Here is a 21752-nt window from a genome sequence, read left to right as displayed (position 1 = left end):
CGGCAGACGCTGAAGACATGAGCAACCACACGAAGCCCGTGCCTGAGGTCCGGCGTCTCCTCGCCGTCTGCGCACATCCGTATGACGCGACCTTCGCGCTCGGGGGCGTCATCGCCGCCTTCGCCGATGCCGGCACCGCCGTGCACATCGTGTGTCTGACGCATGGCCGCCGCACCGACGCGGTGCCCCGCCGCCGGCTGGACCGCGCCCGAGACCTCGGACGCGCCAGCCGCCACATCGGCGCCGAAGACGTCACTTTGCTCGATCACGCTCCGGGCACGCTGATGACCGCGAGCATCGACGAGCTCGCCGCCGAGATACTCGACGCCGGCCGCGATGCCGACGCCCTGCTCGCCATCGACGCCACCGGCCCGGACGCGCACCCGGACCACGTGCGGACCATGCGTGCCACCTATCGTGCCGCGACGAGGCTCGGCAGCACGCTCTACGCCTGGACCCTACGCGCGCCGCAGCCGACTCGGGGACAGCAGGTCCTCGTCGTCGACGCCGACCGCGAACGACAGCGGGCCGCGATCGCCTGCCACACCGGCCTGCCCGCGGACGATCCGCTGCGCAGCCGCTGGCTGAACCACCAACAACGCGAGGAGCGGCTGATCGTGCTTCGCACCGAGCGCGTGCTCAGCCCGGTCGCTACCCGAGCCGACCTCTGACCCCCGTCACGCACCCATCGAAGGAGAGGATCACGATGACGACCCGGCCGAGACTGAATGAACTTGGCCTGAGCACGGGCAAGAAGACCCGCCTGCACCGCATCCTCTTCGAATACGGCCTGCGCAACGGCACGGCGCTGTTCCTCCCCTACGACCAGGGTCTGGAACACGGGCCACGCGACTTCTTCGACAACCCGGCCTCCGGCGACCCTGCGTACATCATGCGGCTGGCCACGGAGGGCGAGTTCAACGGCATCGCGCTCCAGATCGGCTTGGCTGAGAAGTTCTACTGGGACTACGCCGGTGAGATCCCGCTGATCCTCAAGCTCAACGGCAAGACGGACATTCCGTCCGACGCCGAGGCGCTCTCGCCCGTCCACGCGACGGTCGAGGACGCCGTCCGGCTGGGTGCCGACGCCGTCGGCTACACGCTCTACGTCGGCACTCCGGCGCAGGAGCTGGACTTCGCGCAGTTCCAGGTGGTGCGCTCCGACGCCGAGCGCCTCGGCATGCCGCTCATCGTCTGGGCGTACCCGCGCGGCTCGGCCATCGAGGCCAAGGGCGGCAAGGATTCATACTATGCCGTCGACTACGCGGCTCGCACAGCGAGCGAACTGGGCGCCGACGTCGTCAAGGTGAACTTCCCGCATCCGGAGAAGCGCACCGGCGTGAAGGAACCGTACGGCGACGAGTTCTCCTCGCAGGAGGCGATCGACGCGGTGGTGCGCTCGGCCAACCGCACCCTCGTGCTGGTCTCCGGCGGCACCCGGGCCGGCGACGACGCGATGCTCGAGAAAGCCCGGCAGTCCATGGAGGCCGGCGGCACCGGTCTCATCTTCGGCCGCAACGTCTGGCAGCGCGGCCACGATGAGTCACTCCGCTTCGTCGACAGCCTCAAGAACGTCCTCGCCAAGTATCCGAGCTGACCTTCCTGATCGGAGCCCATCATGACCAGCTCGAACGCCATCGTCGTCGGCGTCGACGGCTCGCCGGACAGCGGCATCGCCCTCACCTGGGCGGCCGCTGAGGCGCACCGCCGCGGCGTCGCCCTCTACGCCGTCCACGGACTCTGGATGCCCATCGCCGCCGTGCCGTACGGAAGCTCGGCCGTCCTTCCCCCGCCCGACGACCTGCGCGCCTACGCCACCCAGCTCCTGGACAAGGCCCGGCAACGGGTGAAGGACGAGTGGCCCAGCCTCGACATGGACACCTTCCTGATCCAGCAGCCGCCGGCGCAGGCACTGCTCGAGGTCGGGCACGACGCCGCGCTGACCGTGGCCGGAACCCGAGGACTGAGCGCGCTCGGCGCGCTCGTCCTCGGCTCCGTGAGCGGGCGCGTCGCCGCCCGCTCGAAGACGCCCGTGGTCGTCGTCCCGCCGCACCCCGCCGACAGCGACGGAACCATCGTCGTCGGCGTCGACGGCTCGGCCCACAGCGACGCCGCACTCCGGTTCGCTCTGGCGGAGGCCGATCTCCTGTCGGCTCCGGTGGTGGCGGTGAACGCGTTCCACCTGCAAGCAGTCCCGGCACCGATCTTCGAGGCGATCGGCTTGGAAGAAGCCACCGCCGCGGAACACGACTATGCCGATGCGCTGGTGCGCGACGCCGTCGTGCGCGCCCGTGCCGCGACCGGCTCCCATGCCGAGGTCACGGTCCGGGTCGTGCCCGGCGACGCCGCCCAGGCGATCGTCGACGCCGGGCAGGAAGCGGCGCTCATCGTCGTCGGCTCACGCGGCCGCGGTGAGGTGCGCAGCCTGCTCCTCGGCTCGACCAGTCACGGCGTGCTGCACCACGCGAGCCGCCCGGTCGCCGTCGTGCATGCGGAGGAGGCGGACGCTCATGGCTGACCGTGGGGCCGCCGCCGGTGGCGGGGCCATCTACGGCCTCGGCATCTTCGGAGCGCTCGTCTACTTCTGGCAGCAGGCGGACTCCTTCGGGGAGTACCTGCTGGCCGTCCTGCAGGGCCTGCTCTGGCCCGCGTTCATGATCTACGAGGCCTTCCAAGCACTGGAATGAGCCGATCCACTTCGAGGTGATCATCATGCGGAAGAACGTCCTTGTACTCGGCGGCAACTTCGGCGGGCTGACCGCCGCGTTGAGCGTCAAGCACGAGCTCCATGGCGACGTGGACGTTCGCGTCGTCTCGGCGTCGGACCACTTCCTGTTCAACCCGTCGCTGATCTGGCTGCCCTTCGGCAAGCGCCGGCCGCAGGACATCACCTTCCCACTCGCGCCGACGTTCGAGGAACACGACATCGACTTCGTCCACGCCGCCGCGACCCGGATCGACCCGGTGAACCGCCGCGTCACCACGACCGCGGGCACGTATCCGTACGACTACCTCGTCGTCGCCACTGGCTACCGCAACAGCATGGACGTGGTGCCGGGGCTCACCGGCACGCCTGGCGCACACACGATCACGACCCTCGAGGACGCCATCGACGCAGGCGCCGGCTGGCGCCGCTTCCTGGACGACCCGGGTCCCGTGGTCGTCGCCGCCACCCAGGGCGCCGGCTGCTTCGGCGCGGCCTACGAGTTCCTGTTCAACGTCTCGTACCAGCTGCGCCGCGCGGGCCTGAGGAAGCAGGTCGGCCTCACCTACGTCACCGCCGAGCCCTTCCTCGGCCACTTCGGCATCGGCGGGCTGCCCGGCGGCGAGAAGCTGCTCGGCATGTTCCTGAAGAAGGAGGGCATCACCGCGGTCACCGGCATGGCACTGTCCGAGGTGACGCCCGGCAAGATCGCCCTGGCCGACGGCGACGCGGTCGACTTCGCCTACGCCGTGATCATCCCGCCCTTCCAGGGCCAGGAGGTCGTGCGCACGGCGCAGGGACTGGTCGACGACAAGGGCTACGTGCCGGTCCACGACACGTACCAGTCGGTGGCCTGGCCCGACGTCTACGCCGTCGGGATCGCCGCCGCGGTGACAGTGCCGTGGACGACCGCAGTGCCCATCGGGGTGCCCAAGACCGGATTCCCGACCGAGGTGCAGGCCCGCGTCGCCGCCAGCAACATCGCCAGCCAGATCCTGGGAGGCGAGCCGACGAGGCACAAGGAGTTCGGCGATATCCCGGCGGTCTGCGTCATGGACGCCGGCAACAACGGCGTGATGATCCTCGCCGACAAGATGCTCCCGCCGCGTCGCGCTGGCGTGCTCATCCCCGGACCGCAGTCCCACGGCGCGAAACTGCTGTTCGAGAAGTACTACCTCTGGAAGTCACGTCACGGCTACGTCCGCTTACCCTGACCGTCCCGGCCGAACGGCGACCGCCGCGATGCCGGCCATGGCGACAGCGGTGAGGACGGGCACGGCGGCCTTCGCCGCGCGCGGCGGGAGGACGAGCTCGAACAGCGGGACCGAGTCGCCCCAACGCCGCTGCAGCGGGCCGAGCGGGCAGTTGCCCCGCCCGATCACCAGCGCTGCACCCTCACCCGCGAGAGCGCCGACGCAGACGGCCAGGAGACGGTCGCGCCGGCCGGTCACGGCGCACGCCCAGACGTACCCGAGGCTGCCGAGCTCGGCTGCCGCGATGCCGGCGTGGACGAGGCGCAGTGTTGCCGCCTTGCGCGTCAGGACCGATCCAGTGGTCACCCGGCCCACGCTGTCGTGTCCGCGACCGCAGCGGTACGGGCGAAGGTCCGCCACCGGACCGTGCCACGAGGCATTCGGGTTCAGGGCGAACGTCCCAGTGCCGCGGGCGGGCCGGCTCTACGGAAGCTCGAGCGCCCGCGGCGATGGTGGGAGTACGACACGGTCCCGGATCGGAGATCGCCCATGCCCGACTCCCTCACGACCGGAGCTCCCGGAATCGCGTAGTGCCAGGCGGCGTCACGCCACTGGCAGCGCAGCAGGACCTGTGCGGGATCGTCGATGACTTCCACACCCTGCAATCGATCGTCGTCAGCGAATCGGAGGACGGCCAAGGTCTTGGAGTCGAAGATCCAGAAGTCCTCATCGGGGAGCGCCAGGTCGGACGCAACGGGGCGGGGAAGGTACCGGATGTCTTCGCCGGCGCTGACGTTGAGACGCGCCAGGTCAAGTCCGAAGCGGGTGTAGTCGCTGAACGGCTCATTGACGACTCTCACCCGCTCGATCCGTTTGCCGGCAGCGGTCGCCGCCTCAATGTCCTCGACCCAGTCGAGGAACCATGTGTCGTCGGCGGGCTCCGCTGCGAGGAACTTGCGCAGCGGTTCCTGCTCCTCGTCGTCGACGTATCGCTCTCGCGTCTCCAGACGGAAGGCGGTGTGCTCGTAGCGGTCGAAGAGTTCCCGGAACGCGGCGCCGGCGAGGAGTTCGGTCATCGGGTCCAATCTGCCAGGCGCGGGACGTCCGCGTGGGATCCCGGCGCTGTCCGTAACGGACCGCGGCACCTCCTCAACATCCAGGCCCCCAAAAAGACGAACCCTCGCGCGTACCTGACCCGGAAGGGACGCGAGCGAGGAGCCACCATGGATCGAGACACAGGTCAAGAAGAAGTGCGCGCGGAAGTCGGGAGCCTGCACCTCTGGGTGCGCTACCTCGGGCATGAGGCGTCAGGACACGGCGAACCGCGCGCACGGTTCCAATGGCGCGCTGAGCCGACCGATGTCGACGTGCTCGACTCTCTCGCGGGCGGCCCTCTGTACGGCCCGCCTGGCGAGGCGATGTCGCTCAGGGGGGCGCTTCACGCCATCGCCTCATCGCTGGCCGATGCAGGCGAGCGCCACGCGGCAGGGCTGCCACCGGCTGGCCGCTACCCCGAATGGCTCGGTGAGATCGCGCACCGCAATCTCATCGAACTGCGCGTGCTGGCCGTGTCGACGGTCGCACCGCCGTCAGTCGATCTCGCCGCTGACAAGCCCCTGCCCGATCTCTTGAGCGTCGAGATTGCGAAGCAAGTACTGCGAAGAGGCGACGACATCATCGCCGCGGGGTTGTTGGATGCCGACGATCTCGATCACATCCACGATCTCGTCTTACGAGCCGAGCGCGACATCGTCATCCGCCGCGACGGCGACCCCTTCGGTAAACCGCTCTACCAAGGACCCGCCGCCGACGCTCATCTCCACCTCGAACCCGGCCGCTACAAAGCCCACGGATCTCTGGACCCCGTCGGCTGCGTCGTGATCATCGGCCCCTCGCCGTTCTCCGAGGGCGGGCTGGCCTCGGCCGCCTTCGACCTCCAAGGCGCTCGGGCACAAGCCGGTGACCGCGTCGCTGCCCACGACGGACCCAGGACGCCCGATACGGACCGGGTCACCAGGATGCACAGCCGTCCGCGCGGCAACGTCCGGCCCATGAGCAGTCCTTCGGTTCCGCCGAACGGCTTCGTGCACCCAGGCTCACCAGAGAGGGAGATGTGAGCACCTAGGGACGCCTCCGTCGCAGGCGGGCACTCACCGAGCCGGCTGTCCCGAAGACTGCCTGCCAACAGAGCGTGAGCCCGTTCCAGATGAAAAGGATCACCAGGAGATGCAACCAGCCGGGTCCGCCTCTCTCCAGCAGCACCTGGAAGACGGCGGCGACGAGCAGATAGCCGATGCCGAGCAGACCCGAGATCGCCACACCGAACCCCGCGCGTCGGCCCAGTTCGGTTCGGAATCGTCTGGACGGTGATAGCTGGAGCGCGCCCTGGATTGACGTCCCCACGTTCCTGATCAGTACAAACACGGCGGCACCTCTCAACGGCTTCCGGGACCGCTGCGGGAGGGATTGAGAGGACTCCGAAGGCGGAGTAGGTCGTCGGCTCGAGAACGCCGGACGATGAACACGACTGCAGCGATTCACAGTCTATGTGGCGACGCCCAACAGGATCACGAGCTGAATGAATCGAGCCGGTGCACCGCCGGAAGGACGGGTCTTGCCTCATCGCGTGGACCCGCAGCGCGAGCGCGAGCGTCTCGGAGGGCGCGGACCGCGCGATTGAAGTCGATCCGCTCGCGGTCGGTCGATGGCACTGGCCCAACGGGTTCGTCACCACCGACTCTGTGCAGGTCGCGGTAGGCCGCCACCACGCGCACGGCGTCAGTCCAGGCCTGGCGCATCGCCGGCTCTTGTGGCGGTCGCCCGCACCGCAGGACCCACGGCTCGCCCGCGGCAACCGCGGCATCCACGTTCGCATCTGCCCGTCGTTCCATGAGTTCTTCGAGTTCGGCCAGAACCGCTGCCATCTCCTCGGTCATTGCTCCGACGGCTCTGGGGAGGAGCCCGACGACGAGCCGCCGGCTGTCTCGAGCCGGCGTGCGTATCCGGCCACTGCCCGTCAGCTTCTGGACGCGGTGGCGAAGCAGTGTCGTGAGATTGTCGACGCGCTCCAGGCTGCCTGCGAGAACGGTGTGCCGGACGACCGCGGCCGGGTCGAAGCCGTTTGCGGAGGCTCGGCGTAGCTCGGCGACCAGCGATCCGTACGCGTCGTCCCGAACCACCTGGTCGAGCTGTCGATCATCGAGCCCGCCGATGGCGAGGAGTGTGGCGACGTGCTCGGCTTCGGCGTGCTGGGCGATCGTCTCGTACTCGGCCGCAAGCTGCGCGATGCTCGTCCAGGTCTCCTGCTCGGTCCTGATCATCTCGTGAGCCGACAGCGCACTGGCGCTGTTGCGGAGCACCGCCTGGAGCACCGACCGCGCCGTCGGGTCATCACCGTCGGAGCGCTGATGCTCCTCGAGGTGGGCGCGGTCGGTGGCGACGTAGGCGGCGTTGCTCTGCCGGCCGCGAGACATCGCGACGTAGAACGCCTCGCGCGTCATCGCCGGTGAACGGACGATGACGTGGGACGTGTCGACGGTGGCACCTTGCGCTCTGTGCGCGGTGATGGCGTATCCGAGGTCGACGTGCTCGGCCACGTACCAGGACGGGAGCGTGACGGTCCCCCGCCAACGTCCGTCGGCGCGCCAAACCGTAAGAGCCCCATCGGCGTGGTTCGCGGTGACGATCCAACGGTCACCGTTCTTCACCCACCCGGTGCCGACCGAGAGCCGGCGATCGTTCTGTCGTGTGATCACGAGGTCGCCGCCGCTGGCTCGGTTGCCGTCGGCAAGCTGAACGCCTCCATCCCCGACGTCCCCGGCGAGCATCCGGTCGTTCCGAGCCCGCGCGTTGAGGGAGCTGACGGTCTCGGCATCATCGGCGATCAGCAAGGTGGCTTTACCTGCCGCCAGGTCCTGGGCCCACGCTCGGTACGCCGTGTCGAGCATGACGTCGGACTCGCCACCCGCGACCCGTCCATGCGCTTCGTACCGGCGGATGGCGTCGGGCCGGCCCAGACGAAGCTCGAGGGACGCGCTCTTCTCCCAGTCCTCGCTGAACCGGCGGACGTCTGCGAGCTCCGGCGCGTCGTCGCGCGACCGCACGAGCAGCCCGAACGCCCCGCTGGTATCAACCGCGTCCAACTGCGCCCAGTCCCCCACCAGCACCAGCTTCGCGCCGGCGGTCGCAACATTAGCGGCAATGGTGTCGAGCGCGAACGTGCCCGCCAACGATGCTTCGTCGAGCACGACGAGCTGCCCGCGATGGAGCTGCCACCGACCGTGTTCGTACTCATAGAGCCACTTGGCCGTCGTCTCGGTCGTGATCCCGAGGTCGGCACCGAGCACGTCTGCCGCCGTCGCGGAGGGCGCGAGGCCCACTACGCTCCCTGATCCGAACTCGGCCTCCCAGGCTCGCCGCAGCCCGCCGAGCGTCGTCGTCTTCCCTGTGCCCGCCGGCCCGACCAGGACATCGACGATGCGGCCCGAGACGGCGATCTTCTCGATCGCAAGCACCTGGTCGCCGGCCAAGACGACGTCCTCGACAGCTGTCGCCCCGGCGACGGCCTCGAGGTCGACCGTCGGAGCCGCACGATTCTCGGCCAGACGCAGCAGGCGGTCCTCGGCGGCTAGCACGCTCGTGGAGGAGTAGACGACGCCATGCTTGGGCCGGAACACGCTCGAGCCGTCAGCGCGGCGGAACTCCGCCGGCGTGGCCGCCAGCTCCGGCGGGGTCAACCGCAGCGAGACACGCTCGGCGGCGTCGACGACCATGCCGATGACCGCCTCCCGGTCAGCAGTGGCCGCGAAGCGCAGATGCATCAGTTGCCGGGACGCCTCGGCGTAGAGGTTCCAACGCCGCCAGGTCGAACGCTTCTGCCCCACCCGTTCGACGACGGTGCGGGCCAGCTCGTCGACGACCGCGAGTGGAAGGTCGTCGGCCCGCAGCACAGCGCGGTCGACACTCGTGGTGACGACACTGCAGGCCCAGTCCGCCGGGGCCTTGTCGAGGATCCGACCTGCGCGATGGCGCCACTCGACGGTCCGCTCCGCCAGCGAGCGGACCTCCTTCTCCGGCCGCGTCTCAAGCGTGGCCCGCTGGCGCAGCTGCAACACCGTGCGTCGCGATGGGCATCGCCCGTGCGTCAGTATGTACTCGGCAATCAGTCGATCCGTCTGGACTTCGATGTCGGCTGCCCGCGCCGAGAACTCACTGATGAGGTCATCGCTGATACCGACGATCTCCCAGGACGGATTGCGCTTCTCGCCCCGCGTTCGTCGCTCCCAGCCGACGCCGAGTGCTCGGGTCAGGTGATCGGCGAGGACAGAGTTGTAGTGCTCGGACAGCGCAACCACCGCGGCATGCATCGGGCGCCCGTCGAGCGTGCGCCACCTGCCGTCGCGACCCTGCACCCGGTTCGCAATGACAACATGCGTGTGCAGCTGTGGGTCCGATGCCCGGGAGTCGTAGTGATCGAACGCCGTCGCGGCTACGCCCAGGGTCTCGATCTGTGCGACTCCACCGGTTCCGGTGCGGGTCATCGCGACGTCGCGCTCGAGCAGCGCGATTACATCCGCGATGGCGTCGTGATGTGCATGGACGATCATCGCCTGGGTGCCGACGTCGGCGAGCCCCCACAGGACGGACACCGACTTCGGGACCGAGAAGGTGAGGTCGTAGCCGGCGACGGTCCGAGGCCGCGAGCGCGCGGCCTCTTCCGCCTTGATCTGCCGCATGCTCTCCGTTCGTTGCTCAGGAGAGAGTTCCGGGCTCAGGCGTGCAGCGCGGACCGCAACTCGCACCGCGACCGGCTTGAACTGGTAGAAGCAGCGGCCCAGCGGCTCGCCGGTCAGGGGGTCCAGGCCCCGGCCGAGCAGGCGACGCAGCTGCGCCTCCGTCACGACATCGCCGGAGGTCAGTGTGCCGTCGCCGAAGCCGTGCACGCCTGTCCCGAGCCAGAACCCGGGGGGTGTGCCCTTCTCCTGGTAGTAGCGGGTCAACGGCGTCGACAGCGAGCGGTTGCCATCACCGGCTGCGACCGACCTCAGCAGGTATCGGTAGCCCTCCCCCGCTGTCAGCACCCGCATCGACACCGTCACCGAGTCCAGGTACGCGGAGGTCGCCGCGGAGGGACTCGGATCCGCCCAGGGTCAGCGTCCCATTCGCCGTCTCAGACCTGCCCTTGTGACCCCGCACGGTTCCGACCCTCGCTGCTCACAGGGATTTCTCCACTGGGTTGCCGGCCCCCGCCTAACCGAACATCTCTTTTGACCGTTTACGCATGAGCTGTCTCAGCTCGGAGCGTGTTGTTGCCCACGCATCCGGGGAGAACCGCTCCTCGATCTCAGCTAGATGGACTCGGAGGAATTCGGCATACGACTCGTCAAGGAGCGAGGAGGTCTCGCGTTGCTTGAGGAAGAGGCGCCGGACGAGATCAATCGTGTACCACTCGGTGGCTGAGCCGGTCGCGGCCGGCTGGAAGTCGAGCAACAGCTGCTGACGGTCGCTGACGAAACGCAACCGGAGCAGAGCGGACTCGACCAAGAGCAGCGCATCGCCGCCGTTCGATGTCGAGACCTCGGAGCCGACGATCCGGTACCGCGCTTCGCGCCAGAGGAAATCCATGTGGGCGGCGATGAACGCAAGGATGAGCGTCATGTCAGCCTCGAGGACGGAGGGACCATTGGTTCACCCATTGGTAGCCGTTGGCAAGGAGGTAATCGATCTCCCTCTGAAGATACCCGCCCAGAGGGATCTCACCCTTGGGCACGGACAGCAGTATGCGGTCGCCGGCGGCGATTCGGTCGTCGAGGAAGTACACGTTCAGCGCCCACGGATCGAACCCCTGAGCCGTGTACTCGTCCCACTTCTGCTTGCCGATGTCGAAGTAGCTCGCTCCCCTGGCCTCCGCTTTGTTGATGTACCCCGGATGACGCCCGAGCACGGTGTCCCCGCTGTTCGTTACGTGCTGGGTTGCCAGTTGAATCTGCTCGTCGGTGAGCCCAGCGACGGCGCCCGCCCCAGGTCCCAATGGGCCAGCCGAACGATTGGCTCCAGGAAGGCTCGAACGGCTCAAGAACGCGGGGACGGCACTGGAGAGGCCGCCGCCGATGGCGCCGAGGGCGACATCGAGGGCTGAGGTGGGTCGACAGAGGAGGGTGTTGGTGGCCCAGGTGTAGCCGGCGCCGACGGCGGTGTTGACGCCGAGGGCGGTGAGGAACCTGGGCGCGCCGCTGCGCACGGTGGAGGCAACGGCGTTGCCGACGCCGGGCATGAGGATGGCGGCGCCGGCGCCGATGGCGGCGTCCTGGAACACCTGGGTGCCGAAGTCGGACCAGTCCCAGTCGCCTTCGTGGTCGAAGGCGTAGGAGACGCCGCCGGCGAGGCCGCCGATCGCGCCGCCGACCGCTGCAATCACGCAGAGGGGGCAGAGGCCGGTGGGGTCGGTGAGAGTGGTGGGCTGGCCGTCGGCGTAGATGTAGGGGCTGATCGCGGACGAGCCGGCGGGCCGGTCGACGGGGTCGGTGCTGGTGAAGCGGCCTGTGTCGGGCTGGTAGTCGCGGGCGAGCAGGTGGTAGTCGGCGGTGGCGGTGTCTTGGTGGGCGCCGGTGTAGCGGCCGGTGTTGGCCGGCGGTGAGGTGGCGACCTGGGTGGTAGTGGTGACGCCGAAGACGTCGTAGGTATAGCGCCACTGCTGGGCGCCGGTGGTGTTGACGACCTCGGTGGTGCTGCCGAGTCGGTCGTGAAGGTGCGGGAACACCCCGGCGGCGGTGCGTTGGGCGAGGATCGCACCCGTGGGGTCGGTGACGTAGGCGGTGGTCGCGCCGGCCGGGGTGATGGTCTCGGTCCGATACGGGACGTCGGCATTGATGTCCCAGGTCGATCGGGTGATCGCGGTGCCGGTGGTGCTGCTGGTACGCAGACCGAAGCCGTCGTAGCCGTAGACGGCGTCGGTGGTGGCGGTGTCGACAGCGGTGAGCCGGTTCGCGGCGTCGAACGTGTAGGTGGTCGCGCCATCGGTGATGAGGTTGCCGTCCAGGTCGTGGGTGTAGCTCTGGACGGGCGTGCCGGTGGCGGTCTGGATGGTGGCGGTGATCTGGTTGGCCGCGTCGTAGGCGTGGGTCAGGTCCGTGGTGGCGGTGCGCACGCGGGTGCGGTTGCCGACGTCGTCGTAGTCGTAGCGGGTGCCGCCGGTGGCCGTACAGGTGCTCGTGGCGGGGACGGTGCACTCGCGGGTGGGACGGCCGGCGTCGTCGTACTCGATGGTGGTGCGGGTCGGGGCGGCGGTCCCGCGGGTGGTGTCGATGCGGGTGGGCTGGCCGGCGTCGTCGAGGGTGTAGGTCCACGACGAGATCAGCGCTCCGGTGGAGCGTTCGGAGCGGACGCTGGTGAGGCGGCCGGCGTCATCGTAGCCGCGCTCCTCAGTGGTCCCGCCGGGCAAGGTCGCGGTGAGCGGGTTGCCGGCGTTGTCGTAGGTGAAGCTGCTGGCCTGGCCGTTGATGGTGCGGGTCGCGAGCAGCGAGTCGGCGTCGTAGGTGCTGACGACCTGGGTGCCGCCCGGGTAGGTGATCGAGGCGACGTTGCCGAGGTCGTCGTAGGTGTAGTCGAACCCGGTGGCCGCGGTGCCGACGCTGGTCATCTGGCCGGCGTCGTCGTAGGTGAGCTGGCGGGTGCCGGTGGCGTCGGTGACGCTGGTGAGCTGGCCGGCGTCGTCGTAGCCGTAGGTGACCGTCGTGGCGCCAGGGATGGCGACGCTGGTCTTCAGCCCGCGGGCGTCGTAGACGGTGGTGACGGTCTGGCCGCGGGCGTTGGTGATGCCGGTGCGGTTGCCGTCGGCGTCGTAGTCGTAGCTGGCGACGCGGTTCAGGCCGTCGGTGACGCTGGTCTGCCGACCGGCGAGGTCATAGTCATAGCTGGTGGTGTGGCTGTTGGCGTCGGTGATCGTCGCGACGCGCCCGACGGGGTCGTACGTGTAGGTGGTGACGGCGCCGGTGGGGTCGGTGACCGTGTCGACCTGACCGGCGGGGGTGTAGGTGTAGCTGGTGGTGCGCGACAGGGCGTCGGTGACGGTAGCGATGCGGTTGAGCGCGTCGTAGCTGGTGGTCGTGGTCTCGCCTGATGGGTTCGTCTCAGTGATCAGTCCGCCGGCGGCGTCGTAGCCGTAGGTGGTGATCTCGCCACGCCCGTCGGTGAGCGTGCTGACCCGTCCGTCATCGTCGTAGGTTCTCGTGACGGTGATGCCACCCGGCGTCGTCTCGGTCAGCCGGTTGCCGTCGTCGTCGTAGGTGGAGGTCGTCACGCCGTCGGCGGGATCGATGACCGCGATCGGGCGGCCGACCTCGTCGTAGTCCGTCGTCGTGACCCGGCCCCCTGGATCGGTGGCGGTCAGCGTGCGTCCGGCGCCGTCGTAGGACCAGGTGCTCTCGCGGCCGAGCTCGTCGGTCACGGAGACACGGCGGCCGAGTTCGTCGTACTCGGTGACCTCGACCGCGCCCATCGGGTCAGTGAGGCTGACCTGGAAGCCGCGCTCGTCATACCCGAAGGTGGTGGTGAAGTCGGCCGGGTCGCCGCCGGCTTCGTTGCCGCGTGGAGAGGTCCGCGCGACGAGCCGGTTGGCGGCGTCGTACTCGAGGGTGGTGACGTCGCCGTTGGGGTCGGTGATGCTGGTCTGGTTCCCTGCGTCGTCGTAAGTGTGGGTAGTGACGCCGCCGTCGGGTGCGGTGGTCGTCGTGAGTTGGCCTGCGCCGTCGTAGACGTTGGTGGTGATCTCCCCCGCCGGATCGGTGATCTCCACCAGGCGGCCGGCGTCGTCGTACGCGTACTGGGTGACCGCGCCGTCGGGCGTGGTCTGGGTCAGCAGCCGATCGGCATCGTCGTAGGTGTAGGTCGTGGTGAAGTCCGCGGGGTCCGCGCCGGGCTCGTTGCCACGCGGGTCCACGCGGGAGGTCATGCGGCCGGAGGTGTCGTAGCCGTAGGTCGTGACGGCACCGGTCGGCGAGGTCTCGGTGACGAGGTTGCCGGCGGTGTCGTAGTCGTACTCGGTGGTGTGGCCCTCGGGCGTGGTCGCCGTCTCGAGCAGGCCGCGGGTGTCGTAGGTGTTCGTGGTGACGGCGCCGTCGTCGGTGGTGACGGTCAGCGGCAGGCGCGCGGCGTTGTAGGTGTAACCGGTGACGGCGCCGTGCGGGCCGGTGTGCGAGGTCGCGTCGCCGTTGGTGTCGTACACCCACGACTGCGTGAGGCTCGACGGCGCCGGCCCGGTCTCCGTCGTAACCCGGTGGGCGGTGTCGTAGGTGAAGCTGGTGGTCCCACCGGACGGGTCACGGACCTGGGACGGGTTCCAGAACACGTCGTAGCGCGACTGAGTCAGGTTCCCGAGTGGGTCGAACCGGCCGACAAGTGCCTTGCCTGCGTAGACATCGGTCCAGATGCCGCCCTCGGGGTCGGTGACGTCGGTGCTGTACTGCTCGTGCTCGAATGTCGTCTCGCGATCCAACGCGTCGGTCTGGGTGCTGACTCTGCCTTGCGCGTCGTAGACGTTGGTGACGGTGTCCGCGCCCGTGGCGTCGGTAATCACGGACAGGCGGCCGTTGGTGTCGTAGCCGTAGGTCGAGGTGGTCCCGTCGACGCCGGTGACGCTGGTGAGCCGGCCACTGGTGTAGCCGTAGGTGATCTCGCGGCCGTCGGAGATGTCGATCTGGGTGAGCAGGCCGCCGGTGTAGGTGAGGTCGAAGGTGTGCCCGGCGGCATCAGTGATGGTCGACACCTTCCCGCTCGAGTGCTGCAGCGACAAGCCCTGCCCGGTGGCGGCGACTGTGCTGGTCAGTGTCCCGGCGGTGTCGAACGCCAGCACCGTCCCATCCGGGGTGCGCAGCTGGTAGCCACCCGTGACCGCCATCAGCGTGGACCGCGACGTGATCGGACTGGCGTAAGTGCCGTTCGACCGCCGCGTGAACGGCTGCGCCGACCCGTCCTCCGCATGCAGCACCACACTGGCGCCGCCGGAGGCGATCTGCAGCCGCGCCTCCCACGGCACGGACCAGCCGACGCCCATGGAACCCGCGTCGGTGTCGCGGGAGGAGTACGTCCTGGTCGCCGAACACGTCTCCCCCGGCGCGGCCAGCTCCACATCGGTGAACGACGGCGTGAACGCGCCCGTCGCGGTGTTCACCGAGTTCCCGCCGCTGTTCTGCAACCCGCCGCGGCCCGCGCTGGTCGGGGCGCACAGGCCGCCGATCAGACCGTCCGGGATGTCGCCGTTCACCCACAGGTTCCACGTGCTCGACCCCGTCTGCCCACCCACGACGGCCGCGTTGACGAACACGCTCGAGTTGCTCCGCAACGGGTTGTTCCACGTGCCCGTGCACCCGGTGCCGGGCAACGCGACCGTGAACGTCACCGGCACGCCAGGCACGCCGTCATTGATCGACGGCGCCGACACGGTCCCAAGGCTGTAGACCTGCTGCTGCAGCAGGCAGTTCCGCGTGTTCGCCGACACCGCGACGTCCTCGACCGTGCCCGCCGGACCGGAGTGCTGCACCTGGAACGTGAACGTCACAGGCTCCCCCGGCAACACCGACCCGTACTGCGTCACCGCGCCACTCGCAGCCAGAGCGCCGCCGAAGGAGTTGAATCCCTGGACGTTCCGCGGCAACCCGACCGCGTTCACCAACTGGTTCGCCCGCCGCGGCGACACCTTCAGCTCGGCCAGCACCTCATCGAGGCTCTTGTCGTCGACCGGCAGCTTCCGGTGCGGATCGAGCTCGATCCCCTCCGCGTGCTCATCCAGCTGAGCGTCGCGATCGGCCTCGGACATCGCGTCGTGGCCCTGGACGGAGTCCGGGAGCTCCGGCGCCATGTAGGCGGTATCGGCTACCGCTGGTCTCGGGACCCGCTCCGCAACCGCACCGGCCTGGGCGGGGAATCCCGCCGCCAGAACGGCCAACGACACGACGGAAGCAAGCCCACCCGACAACCTCACGGCAACCCCCTGCGGCATCTCAGGACGAACCCGACGAAGGGCACGATCCGGCTAACCTAGCCACAATGCAGGCTGTCCCGCTACCCTGAGTAGCCAAAAAGTCACTTAGAGTAGCGATCTAGGCGGCCAAGGGCGAAGGCGAGCCGCACCGTCCATAGGCCCGCACGACAGTTGCTCGGTCCCAGCAGTGAATCCCCCTCACCGCTCACGCGCCGATCCCCGCTTCGCCAACGAGGTCGCCGCCCCGCGCCGCGCTCTGGCCCGAGGGCACCCGCGGCCTCGCCCACGCTGACTTCACCGAGACCGCCGACGTCTGGCAGGACCTGGAAGAACGGGTGCTGCTCGCCCTCCCCCGACGGCTCGGCCCAGGCGTGGTGAAGACCCAGTGCCAAGTCCCGCGTGCCATCATTTGGGCTGTGACCTTTCCCGCCGTCGCCATAGTGGTGCTGATCGCGTCGCCTGGCGACACGGGACCGGAGCGCAGCACAGTCGCGCTCGAACTCGGTCGCTGGAATGCGCTGCGCGCCCAGCACGAGCACGTCGTCGTGGTGCCGTGGCTCTACGAACACCATGCGGTTCCCCTGCTCGGAGCGCACCCACAGAGCATCATCAACGCTCAAGCGGTTGACCGTGCTGACGCGGTCGTTGCCATCTTCGAGGCTCGCCTCGGAACCGCGACCGCGGCGGCAATCTCGGGCACAGCGGAGGAAATCCAGCGGGCGGTTGCAGCCGGGAAGCCCGTCCACGTCTACTTTTCGCGTGAAGCCGTCCCCGTGGGGGACATCGATCCGCAGCAACTCGCAAGCCTCAAGGCGTTCCGCGAGGGCCTGCAGTCCCAGGGACTGCTCGGCGAGTACGAAAGCCCGAAAGACCTCGCAGCCCAGGTGCGGGCGGCGATCGAGCACGACATCGCCACGCAGCGCTGGGGTGTCGAGGCTGGTCCAATCCCGGCTGCCCGAAACGGCGGTGCACTCCTCGTCGCCCATCATGACCATCGGCGGGAGCCGAGGGGGATCGATAACCGCGGCAAGCAGCTCTATCGAACCATTTCAAATCGTCTGGTGGTCACTAACAAGAGCACGACGACAGCTGCCGACGAGCTGATGGTGCGGGTGGAGGGCCTAAACGGGCAGGAGGCAGCCGTTCGCTTCGACGAGCCGAAGGAGCCGATCACACTAGGGCCGGGATCCGAGAGATCTTGGACCTTGATTGCATTCAGCCGTGACGACGTCCGCGTACTGCTCACCTGGACCGAGGATGGTCAGCCCATGCACGCGGAACAGACCATTCGTCTCAGCTCCGGTTGATGATCGATGTCGTCTTGACCTGAAGCGTTCAGGCCGCCGTGATATGCGCGCACACTATGACCCGACCTCCTGGACTCTGACGCGGCCGGCCAGCGCCGCGCGCACACCTGGACACATCGAGCTGGCCGTCGCCGGTGACGGGACTGCGGATCCCCGCCACCGGCGACGGCAGGCGACTACTCGTGAGGTTCGACCTGATGCAACCGGGTCAGTCGAGGCTCCAGACGGCCGCCTCCCGCAGTGTCACCGGGCCAACTAGGCCGGCTTCAAGCAATGGCGAGTCGCTCGAGTAGTGCTTCCAGGTGGTGAACGTGATCCGCTCGCCGCCCGGCTTCAGTTTGCCCTCGACGAACCAGTCGGGGATCGCAGAGATGCCGCCGGGTCGCTCGCCGCCCTCGTTGTAGTCGTACTCGGGCGGCAGCTGCTCGTCGCCGATGAGGCGGTTGGGCCACAGGTTCGTCACCTTCACCTCGAGGGTGTTCTGCCCGGACGACACGGCGTCGGTGATGTCGAGGAGGTGCGGGCGCCGCCAGGACGTCCCGAGGGACTGGCCGTTCACCGTCACGTCCGCGATCACCTCGACACGGCCGAGGTCGAGGAAGAGCCGCCGGTCCCGCCCGACGCGCGGTGCGGAGAAGGCCGTGCTGTAGACCGCGGTCCCGGAGAAGTACCGCACACCGGCGTCCTCGTGCCGGTGCAGCGACGTCAGCTGCTGCAGTTCGACGCTCTCCGGAGCGCCCCGGCCGGCGGGGAAGCTCACGGACCAAGGGCCGGCCAGCTCGGCCGGCTCGCCGAGGTCGGAGAGCCGGAGAGACGAGTGGCCCTTCGCCTCGTACCGGCCGTTCTGCCACACGAGCAGTGATCCGCTCGCACCGAAGGCGGGCTCGACGGATGGCGGTGCCGCCGGCGCCGGGACGCCGCCGGCCATGAGCTCACGGATCTCGGCGTCGGACAGGGCCTTAGGCGCGACGGTGAGCGCCTCCAGGTCGCCCTCGAAGTGCGGGACGAAGATCCGGTCCGGCGCGGCGAAGCCGGCTCCCGGGTGGATCGTCCGGCCCGAGGTGAGGCCACGGTGGACGAACTCGCCGTCGACGTAGAGGTGCGGCACACCGTCGCGGTAGACGAGCGCGACATGGGTCCAGCCGGCGATGGCGACGTCGGCGACGAGGACCCGGGGGAACTGGTCGTCCCAGCGTTCGTAGGCGGCAACCGCGTTGCGGCCGACGACGAAGCTGGCGGTGGCGTGACCGTCCCCGAAGAGCGCGGCACCGTCCGGCGGGTACGCCACGAAACTGAAGGCACCCATGTAGCCGTGCCGGCCCTCGGTCGCCTCCGGGCCGAAGTCGTCCGGGCCGGTCGTGGTGTCCCCCTCCGGCTTGACCCACGCCGCGATGGTGAAGTTGTCCGAGACGTCGTTCGGGCCGGCGGAGCGCTCGAGGCCGCGGGCCGCCAGCACCCGCTCGCCGTCGCGGGTGATCTGCTCGACCCGTTCCTTCCGCGCCTTCGAGCGGAAGACCACGAAGACCGACCCCGACGGCTCGAGGGTGAGCGGCAGGACGACCTCGTCGCCGTCGACGTCGTAGACGGGGGCGTCGATGATCGCGCCCGTGTGGGCGTCGAGCAGCTCGGGTTTGCGGTCGCCGGCGCGGAACCGGCAGACGACGTCCTCGTAGCGCCGCTGCTGGTTGGCGACGAAGTACACGTCGGTCTTGTCGACGACCCGGTGAATGTAGTGCAGGTTGGCGTCGGGGTTCCGGGAGCTGTAGGTGAAGTCCGGACCGAGCTCCAGCCGGTCCAGGACGTCGCCGACAGACGCGCCCCAGAAGACCCGGCCCCGGCCGAATTGCCGTTCCGTCTTCGTCTCACCATCCAAGTCGCCCCAGAGCTCGCGGACGAGCGCCCGCAGCCGCGTCTCGTTCCGCTCCTTGTCCTTGAGGCCGTAGACCTCGGAGGGCGGGGCGCCGAGCAGCCACATTCCTGCCCGGACGAGGTCGTGCAGCCGTCCCAGGACGGTCAGCGACATCTGGGTGATGCCGTCGGGCAGCACGAAGGCGCGGTACTGCATGCCGTCCGGGAGCACGATCCGGCCGCGACGGATCTCGACCCGGCTGAGCAGTGCCTCTACATCGCACAGGTCGTAGGCGTGTCCGGCCGGCGGGTCCGGGGTGAGGATCGGGTACTCCTCGTCGAAGTACCCCTTGGTCCGGGTCTCGACGGGCGCGTTCTCGCCGACGAAGTAGAGCAAGTCGGCGACGTACTTGCCCTGGCGGAGGATGTGCTGGCAGGACGCCATGTAGGCGAGCCACGGCCCGGCCTGGTCGAACCACGTCGTGGTCCGGTTCATGTGGATGCCGTGCGGGCCCATGGTCATGCCCGGGAGCACGTCGGGGTTGCCGGGCTGATGGACGAACGTGTGGAAGATGACGTCCTGGAGGCCGTGCGTGTACACCAGGTCGCCGATGGCCTTCATCGCGAACGGGTGCTCCGTCCACTTGGCGTACTCCTCGGAGCCGGTGAACGACTCCGCACCGACCACCGGCTTGCCGTGGAGGTGCGCGACGGACGAGGCAATCTTCAGATCGGGGATGTGGTTGCCCGACCTGAACCAGAACTCGCCCATCGGGTAGTCGGTGCGCGAGCCCGCCTGGAGCTCGTCGAACGGCCCGTTGCCGTAGGGCTCGGTCTTCGAGACCAGCCCGACCTCGTGGCAGAGCTCGTTGAAGCGGCCCCAGTAGTTGTCGGCCATGAGGTCGGCCTGCACGCGCCGCACGTCCCACAGGAACCGCTCCGTCGTCTCGACGTCGCCGACGATGCGGCCGGTCATCGCCGGCAGGTAGGCGGTGAGGTCGTAGCCGGCGCGGTCGCTGAACTCGGCGTCGAAGCCGGGCGTCCAGTTCTGCATGCCGACCTCGTAGCTGTCGATCAGGGCACCCGCGAGGTCCTGATCGGCCAGCGGCCGCAGACCGTCCAGCAGCGGCCCGAAGAACCGCTCGAAGTGGAAGTCCATCGCCTCGCGGCTGTACTTGTCGATCTCCAGGCCGACACCGGTGTCGGTGGCCTGGTTCTGCACGCGCCCCGTGGTGGTGTGGCCGAGGCGCAGGATCGTCCACTCCCCTGCCGGTGCGTCCCACCGCAGGCGTCCGTCGTCGACCCGGTCGGTTAGGTCGACGACCTTGCGCGAGTCGATGATGCCGGTGACGGTGCGCTCGTCGAGGTCCTGGTCCTGCAGCGCCCGGCGGCCGAGGTTGGTCTTGTACGGCCAGTCCTCGAGCCGGTCCGCCGCGGTGAGATCCAGCTCGCTGATGTCGACCGAACGACTGCACGACACCCGGAAGAACCGGGCGGTCACGGCCTCGAACGCGGCGGTCGCGGGGAAGGCCGCGGTCCGGCCGAAGCCGCTGCCGCCGGTGAGGGCAGCCACCGGTGTGTAGCTCGATCCGTCCTGGGACGCCTCGAGGACCATCCCGGCGGGCGCGCTGCGGTTGTCGCCCGGGACGGCGGCCTGGATCGCGATCGTCCGCGCCGTGAACGGCTCGGCGAACTCGAGGACCAGACGGGCGGGGCTGTTCTCGTCGGCCGGGCGCATCTCGATGACGGTGTCGATGGTCCGGTCGGTGATCGCCGCGACGTCGGTCTCGACGCCGTCGACGGTGGCGCGCCGCACCCGGCTCGTCAGCGGTGCGGTTTCGCCCGGCAGCGACGGGAAGGCGAGGATCTTCGCGTCCTGGAAGTAGTCGAGGTTGGCCAGCGGCCGCTGCAGGTCCACCTCGACGGTGCCGCCGCCCTGGACGTAGGTCTCGCTCCAGGAGAGCTGCTGCATCGATAGCTCTGGCGTGATCCAGGGCGCTCCGGTGGAGGACCAGCCCGAGCAGTTGTGCAGGGTGAGGTCCAGTCCCAGGCGGTGGGCCTCGCTCATGGCGTGGTTCATCAAATCGAACCACTCGTCGCTGTAACTGACGACCGGACCGGCAGGCATGCGGTCGCTGACTTCGAAGAGATGGAAGCCGCCGATGCCCGTCAAGGCCATCGCCTCGAGGTCACGAGTGATGCCCTCGGAGGTGACGCTGCCGTTCATCCAGTGCCACCACGTGTGCGGCCGCGCGGACGCCGGAGTCTCGCCGAACGGATGCGAGGACGCTTTGCGCTCCCCCGCCGCAGCGGTTCCGACGTGCTGCGATACCACGAGCATCATCGATGCTCCGGCCGTGGCCTTCAGAAAACCTCTTCGGTTCAGGTCCATTCGCCCTCCCTTGGACGATTCCCGCACAGGGGCCGCTCAGCTCGGGCGACGCCGTCTCTCACGCTCGCCGGGGCGCGGCCGCGCGCCCTTTTCGGGGTGTGCGGCGGCCATCGCTGGATGGCCCGTGAGAGTGGGCTTGACGACGATTGATCTCGCCGTCCGCCAGAGCAGGAATTGAGTCGATTCAATCCCTTGTGACAAACCGTAGAGCCCACGGGTGATGACCGGTAGGTCAGCGGTGCAGGTTGTCCGGATCCGGTCAACCCCGGAGCAGCGTGACCTCAGAGCAGGCCTCGGTGCGCCGCCCACACGACGGCCTCGATCGGTGTCG

14 protein-coding genes are annotated in these 21752 nt (G+C 68.9%); 7 read left to right on the top strand and 7 right to left on the bottom strand.

The features are described from left to right. Nucleotides 1-17: 17 nt before the first annotated feature. The 5 genes from HD601_RS16640 to HD601_RS16620 are packed head-to-tail and all read left to right on the top strand — an operon-like array spanning nt 18 to nt 3918. Nucleotides 18-671 carry a PIG-L deacetylase family protein gene (locus HD601_RS16640; RefSeq protein WP_184823625.1) on the top strand — a complete coding sequence of 218 codons (654 nt, stop codon included), beginning with the start codon at nt 18-20 and terminating at the stop codon, nt 669-671. A gap of 35 nt (nt 672-706) precedes the next feature. Further along, on the top strand, nt 707-1597 hold the full coding sequence (locus HD601_RS16635; protein WP_184823623.1) for a class I fructose-bisphosphate aldolase: 891 nt from the start codon (nt 707-709) through the stop codon (nt 1595-1597). Nucleotides 1598-1618: 21 nt separating this feature from the next. Continuing rightward, nucleotides 1619-2518 carry a universal stress protein gene (locus HD601_RS16630; RefSeq protein ID WP_184823621.1) on the top strand — a complete coding sequence of 300 codons (900 nt, stop codon included), beginning with the start codon at nt 1619-1621 and terminating at the stop codon, nt 2516-2518. Continuing rightward, on the top strand, nt 2511-2687 hold the full coding sequence (locus tag HD601_RS16625) for a hypothetical protein (RefSeq protein WP_184823619.1): 177 nt from the start codon (nt 2511-2513) through the stop codon (nt 2685-2687). Before HD601_RS16630 ends, HD601_RS16625 begins: the two co-directional genes overlap by 8 nt. A 25-nt stretch (nt 2688-2712) precedes the next feature. After that, nucleotides 2713-3918, top strand: a complete 1206-nt coding sequence (locus HD601_RS16620; RefSeq protein WP_184823617.1) for an NAD(P)/FAD-dependent oxidoreductase — start codon at nt 2713-2715, stop codon at nt 3916-3918. Here the strand turns inward: HD601_RS16620 and HD601_RS16615 are convergent. After that, a complete protein-coding gene (locus HD601_RS16615) occupies nt 3910-4263 on the bottom strand; it encodes a hypothetical protein (protein WP_184823615.1) in 354 nt (117 codons plus the stop codon). The genes HD601_RS16620 and HD601_RS16615 overlap by 9 nt on opposite strands. A gap of 80 nt (nt 4264-4343) precedes the next feature. After that, nucleotides 4344-4973 (bottom strand): DUF6879 family protein, encoded by a 630-nt coding sequence (locus tag HD601_RS16610; RefSeq protein WP_184823613.1) that lies wholly within the window; start codon nt 4971-4973, stop codon nt 4344-4346. Between the two features lie 147 nt (nt 4974-5120). On the opposite strand from HD601_RS16610, the gene HD601_RS16605 reads away from it, so the two are divergent. Continuing rightward, nucleotides 5121-6014: a hypothetical protein gene (locus HD601_RS16605; protein ID WP_184823611.1), complete on the top strand. Its 894-nt coding sequence runs from the start codon at nt 5121-5123 to the stop codon at nt 6012-6014. Between the two features lie 4 nt (nt 6015-6018). Here the strand turns inward: HD601_RS16605 and HD601_RS16600 are convergent, their stop codons facing one another. The 4 genes from HD601_RS16600 to HD601_RS16585 all read right to left on the bottom strand — a co-directional run bounded on the left by HD601_RS16600 (nt 6019) and on the right by HD601_RS16585 (nt 15751). Next, complete coding sequence (locus tag HD601_RS16600; RefSeq protein WP_184823609.1) at nt 6019-6321, bottom strand: hypothetical protein; 303 nt, start codon at nt 6319-6321, stop codon at nt 6019-6021. 143 nt (nt 6322-6464) lie between these two features. Then, nucleotides 6465-9995, bottom strand: a complete 3531-nt coding sequence (gene mobF / locus HD601_RS16595) for a MobF family relaxase (protein WP_221441056.1) — start codon at nt 9993-9995, stop codon at nt 6465-6467. A 151-nt stretch (nt 9996-10146) separates the two neighbouring features. Next, nucleotides 10147-10554: a hypothetical protein gene (locus HD601_RS16590; RefSeq protein WP_184823607.1), complete on the bottom strand. Its 408-nt coding sequence runs from the start codon at nt 10552-10554 to the stop codon at nt 10147-10149. 1 nt (nt 10555) lies between these two features. Beyond that, on the bottom strand, nt 10556-15751 hold the full coding sequence (locus HD601_RS16585) for a DUF6531 domain-containing protein (protein ID WP_184823605.1): 5196 nt from the start codon (nt 15749-15751) through the stop codon (nt 10556-10558). 539 nt (nt 15752-16290) lie between these two features. On the opposite strand from HD601_RS16585, the gene HD601_RS16580 reads away from it, so the two are divergent. Continuing rightward, nucleotides 16291-17181 (top strand): DUF4062 domain-containing protein, encoded by an 891-nt coding sequence (locus HD601_RS16580; protein ID WP_184823603.1) that lies wholly within the window; start codon nt 16291-16293, stop codon nt 17179-17181. Nucleotides 17182-17389: 208 nt separating this feature from the next. Here HD601_RS16580 and HD601_RS16575 read toward each other — a convergent pair whose 3' ends face one another. Continuing rightward, nucleotides 17390-21370, bottom strand: a complete 3981-nt coding sequence (locus tag HD601_RS16575) for a glycosyl hydrolase (protein ID WP_281386769.1) — start codon at nt 21368-21370, stop codon at nt 17390-17392. Between the last annotated feature and the right edge of the window lie 382 nt (nt 21371-21752).

The sequence above is a fragment of the Jiangella mangrovi genome, assembly GCF_014204975.1.
Classification (GTDB): Bacteria; Actinomycetota; Actinomycetes; order Jiangellales; family Jiangellaceae; genus Jiangella; species Jiangella mangrovi.
Note: the sequence above shows the minus strand (reverse complement) of the source record. Positions and strands in the feature narration are given on the sequence as shown.

Excerpts from the sequence above, each read along its gene's own strand:
- HD601_RS16620 (WP_184823617.1), top strand. The coding sequence starts at position 2,713 with ATGCGGAAGAACGTCCTTGTACTCGGCGGCAACTTCGGCGGGCTGACC.
- HD601_RS16635 (WP_184823623.1), top strand. The coding sequence starts at position 707 with ATGACGACCCGGCCGAGACTGAATGAACTTGGCCTGAGCACGGGCAAG.
- HD601_RS16640 (WP_184823625.1), top strand. The coding sequence starts at position 18 with ATGAGCAACCACACGAAGCCCGTGCCTGAGGTCCGGCGTCTCCTCGCC.
- HD601_RS16625 (WP_184823619.1), top strand. The coding sequence starts at position 2,511 with ATGGCTGACCGTGGGGCCGCCGCCGGTGGCGGGGCCATCTACGGCCTC.
- HD601_RS16610 (WP_184823613.1), bottom strand. The coding sequence starts at position 4,973 with ATGACCGAACTCCTCGCCGGCGCCGCGTTCCGGGAACTCTTCGACCGC.
- HD601_RS16575 (WP_281386769.1), bottom strand. The coding sequence starts at position 21,370 with ATGCTCGTGGTATCGCAGCACGTCGGAACCGCTGCGGCGGGGGAGCGC.
- HD601_RS16630 (WP_184823621.1), top strand. The coding sequence starts at position 1,619 with ATGACCAGCTCGAACGCCATCGTCGTCGGCGTCGACGGCTCGCCGGAC.
- HD601_RS16605 (WP_184823611.1), top strand. The coding sequence starts at position 5,121 with ATGGATCGAGACACAGGTCAAGAAGAAGTGCGCGCGGAAGTCGGGAGC.
- HD601_RS16585 (WP_184823605.1), bottom strand. The coding sequence starts at position 15,751 with ATGGCGCCGGAGCTCCCGGACTCCGTCCAGGGCCACGACGCGATGTCC.
- HD601_RS16590 (WP_184823607.1), bottom strand. The coding sequence starts at position 10,554 with ATGACGCTCATCCTTGCGTTCATCGCCGCCCACATGGATTTCCTCTGG.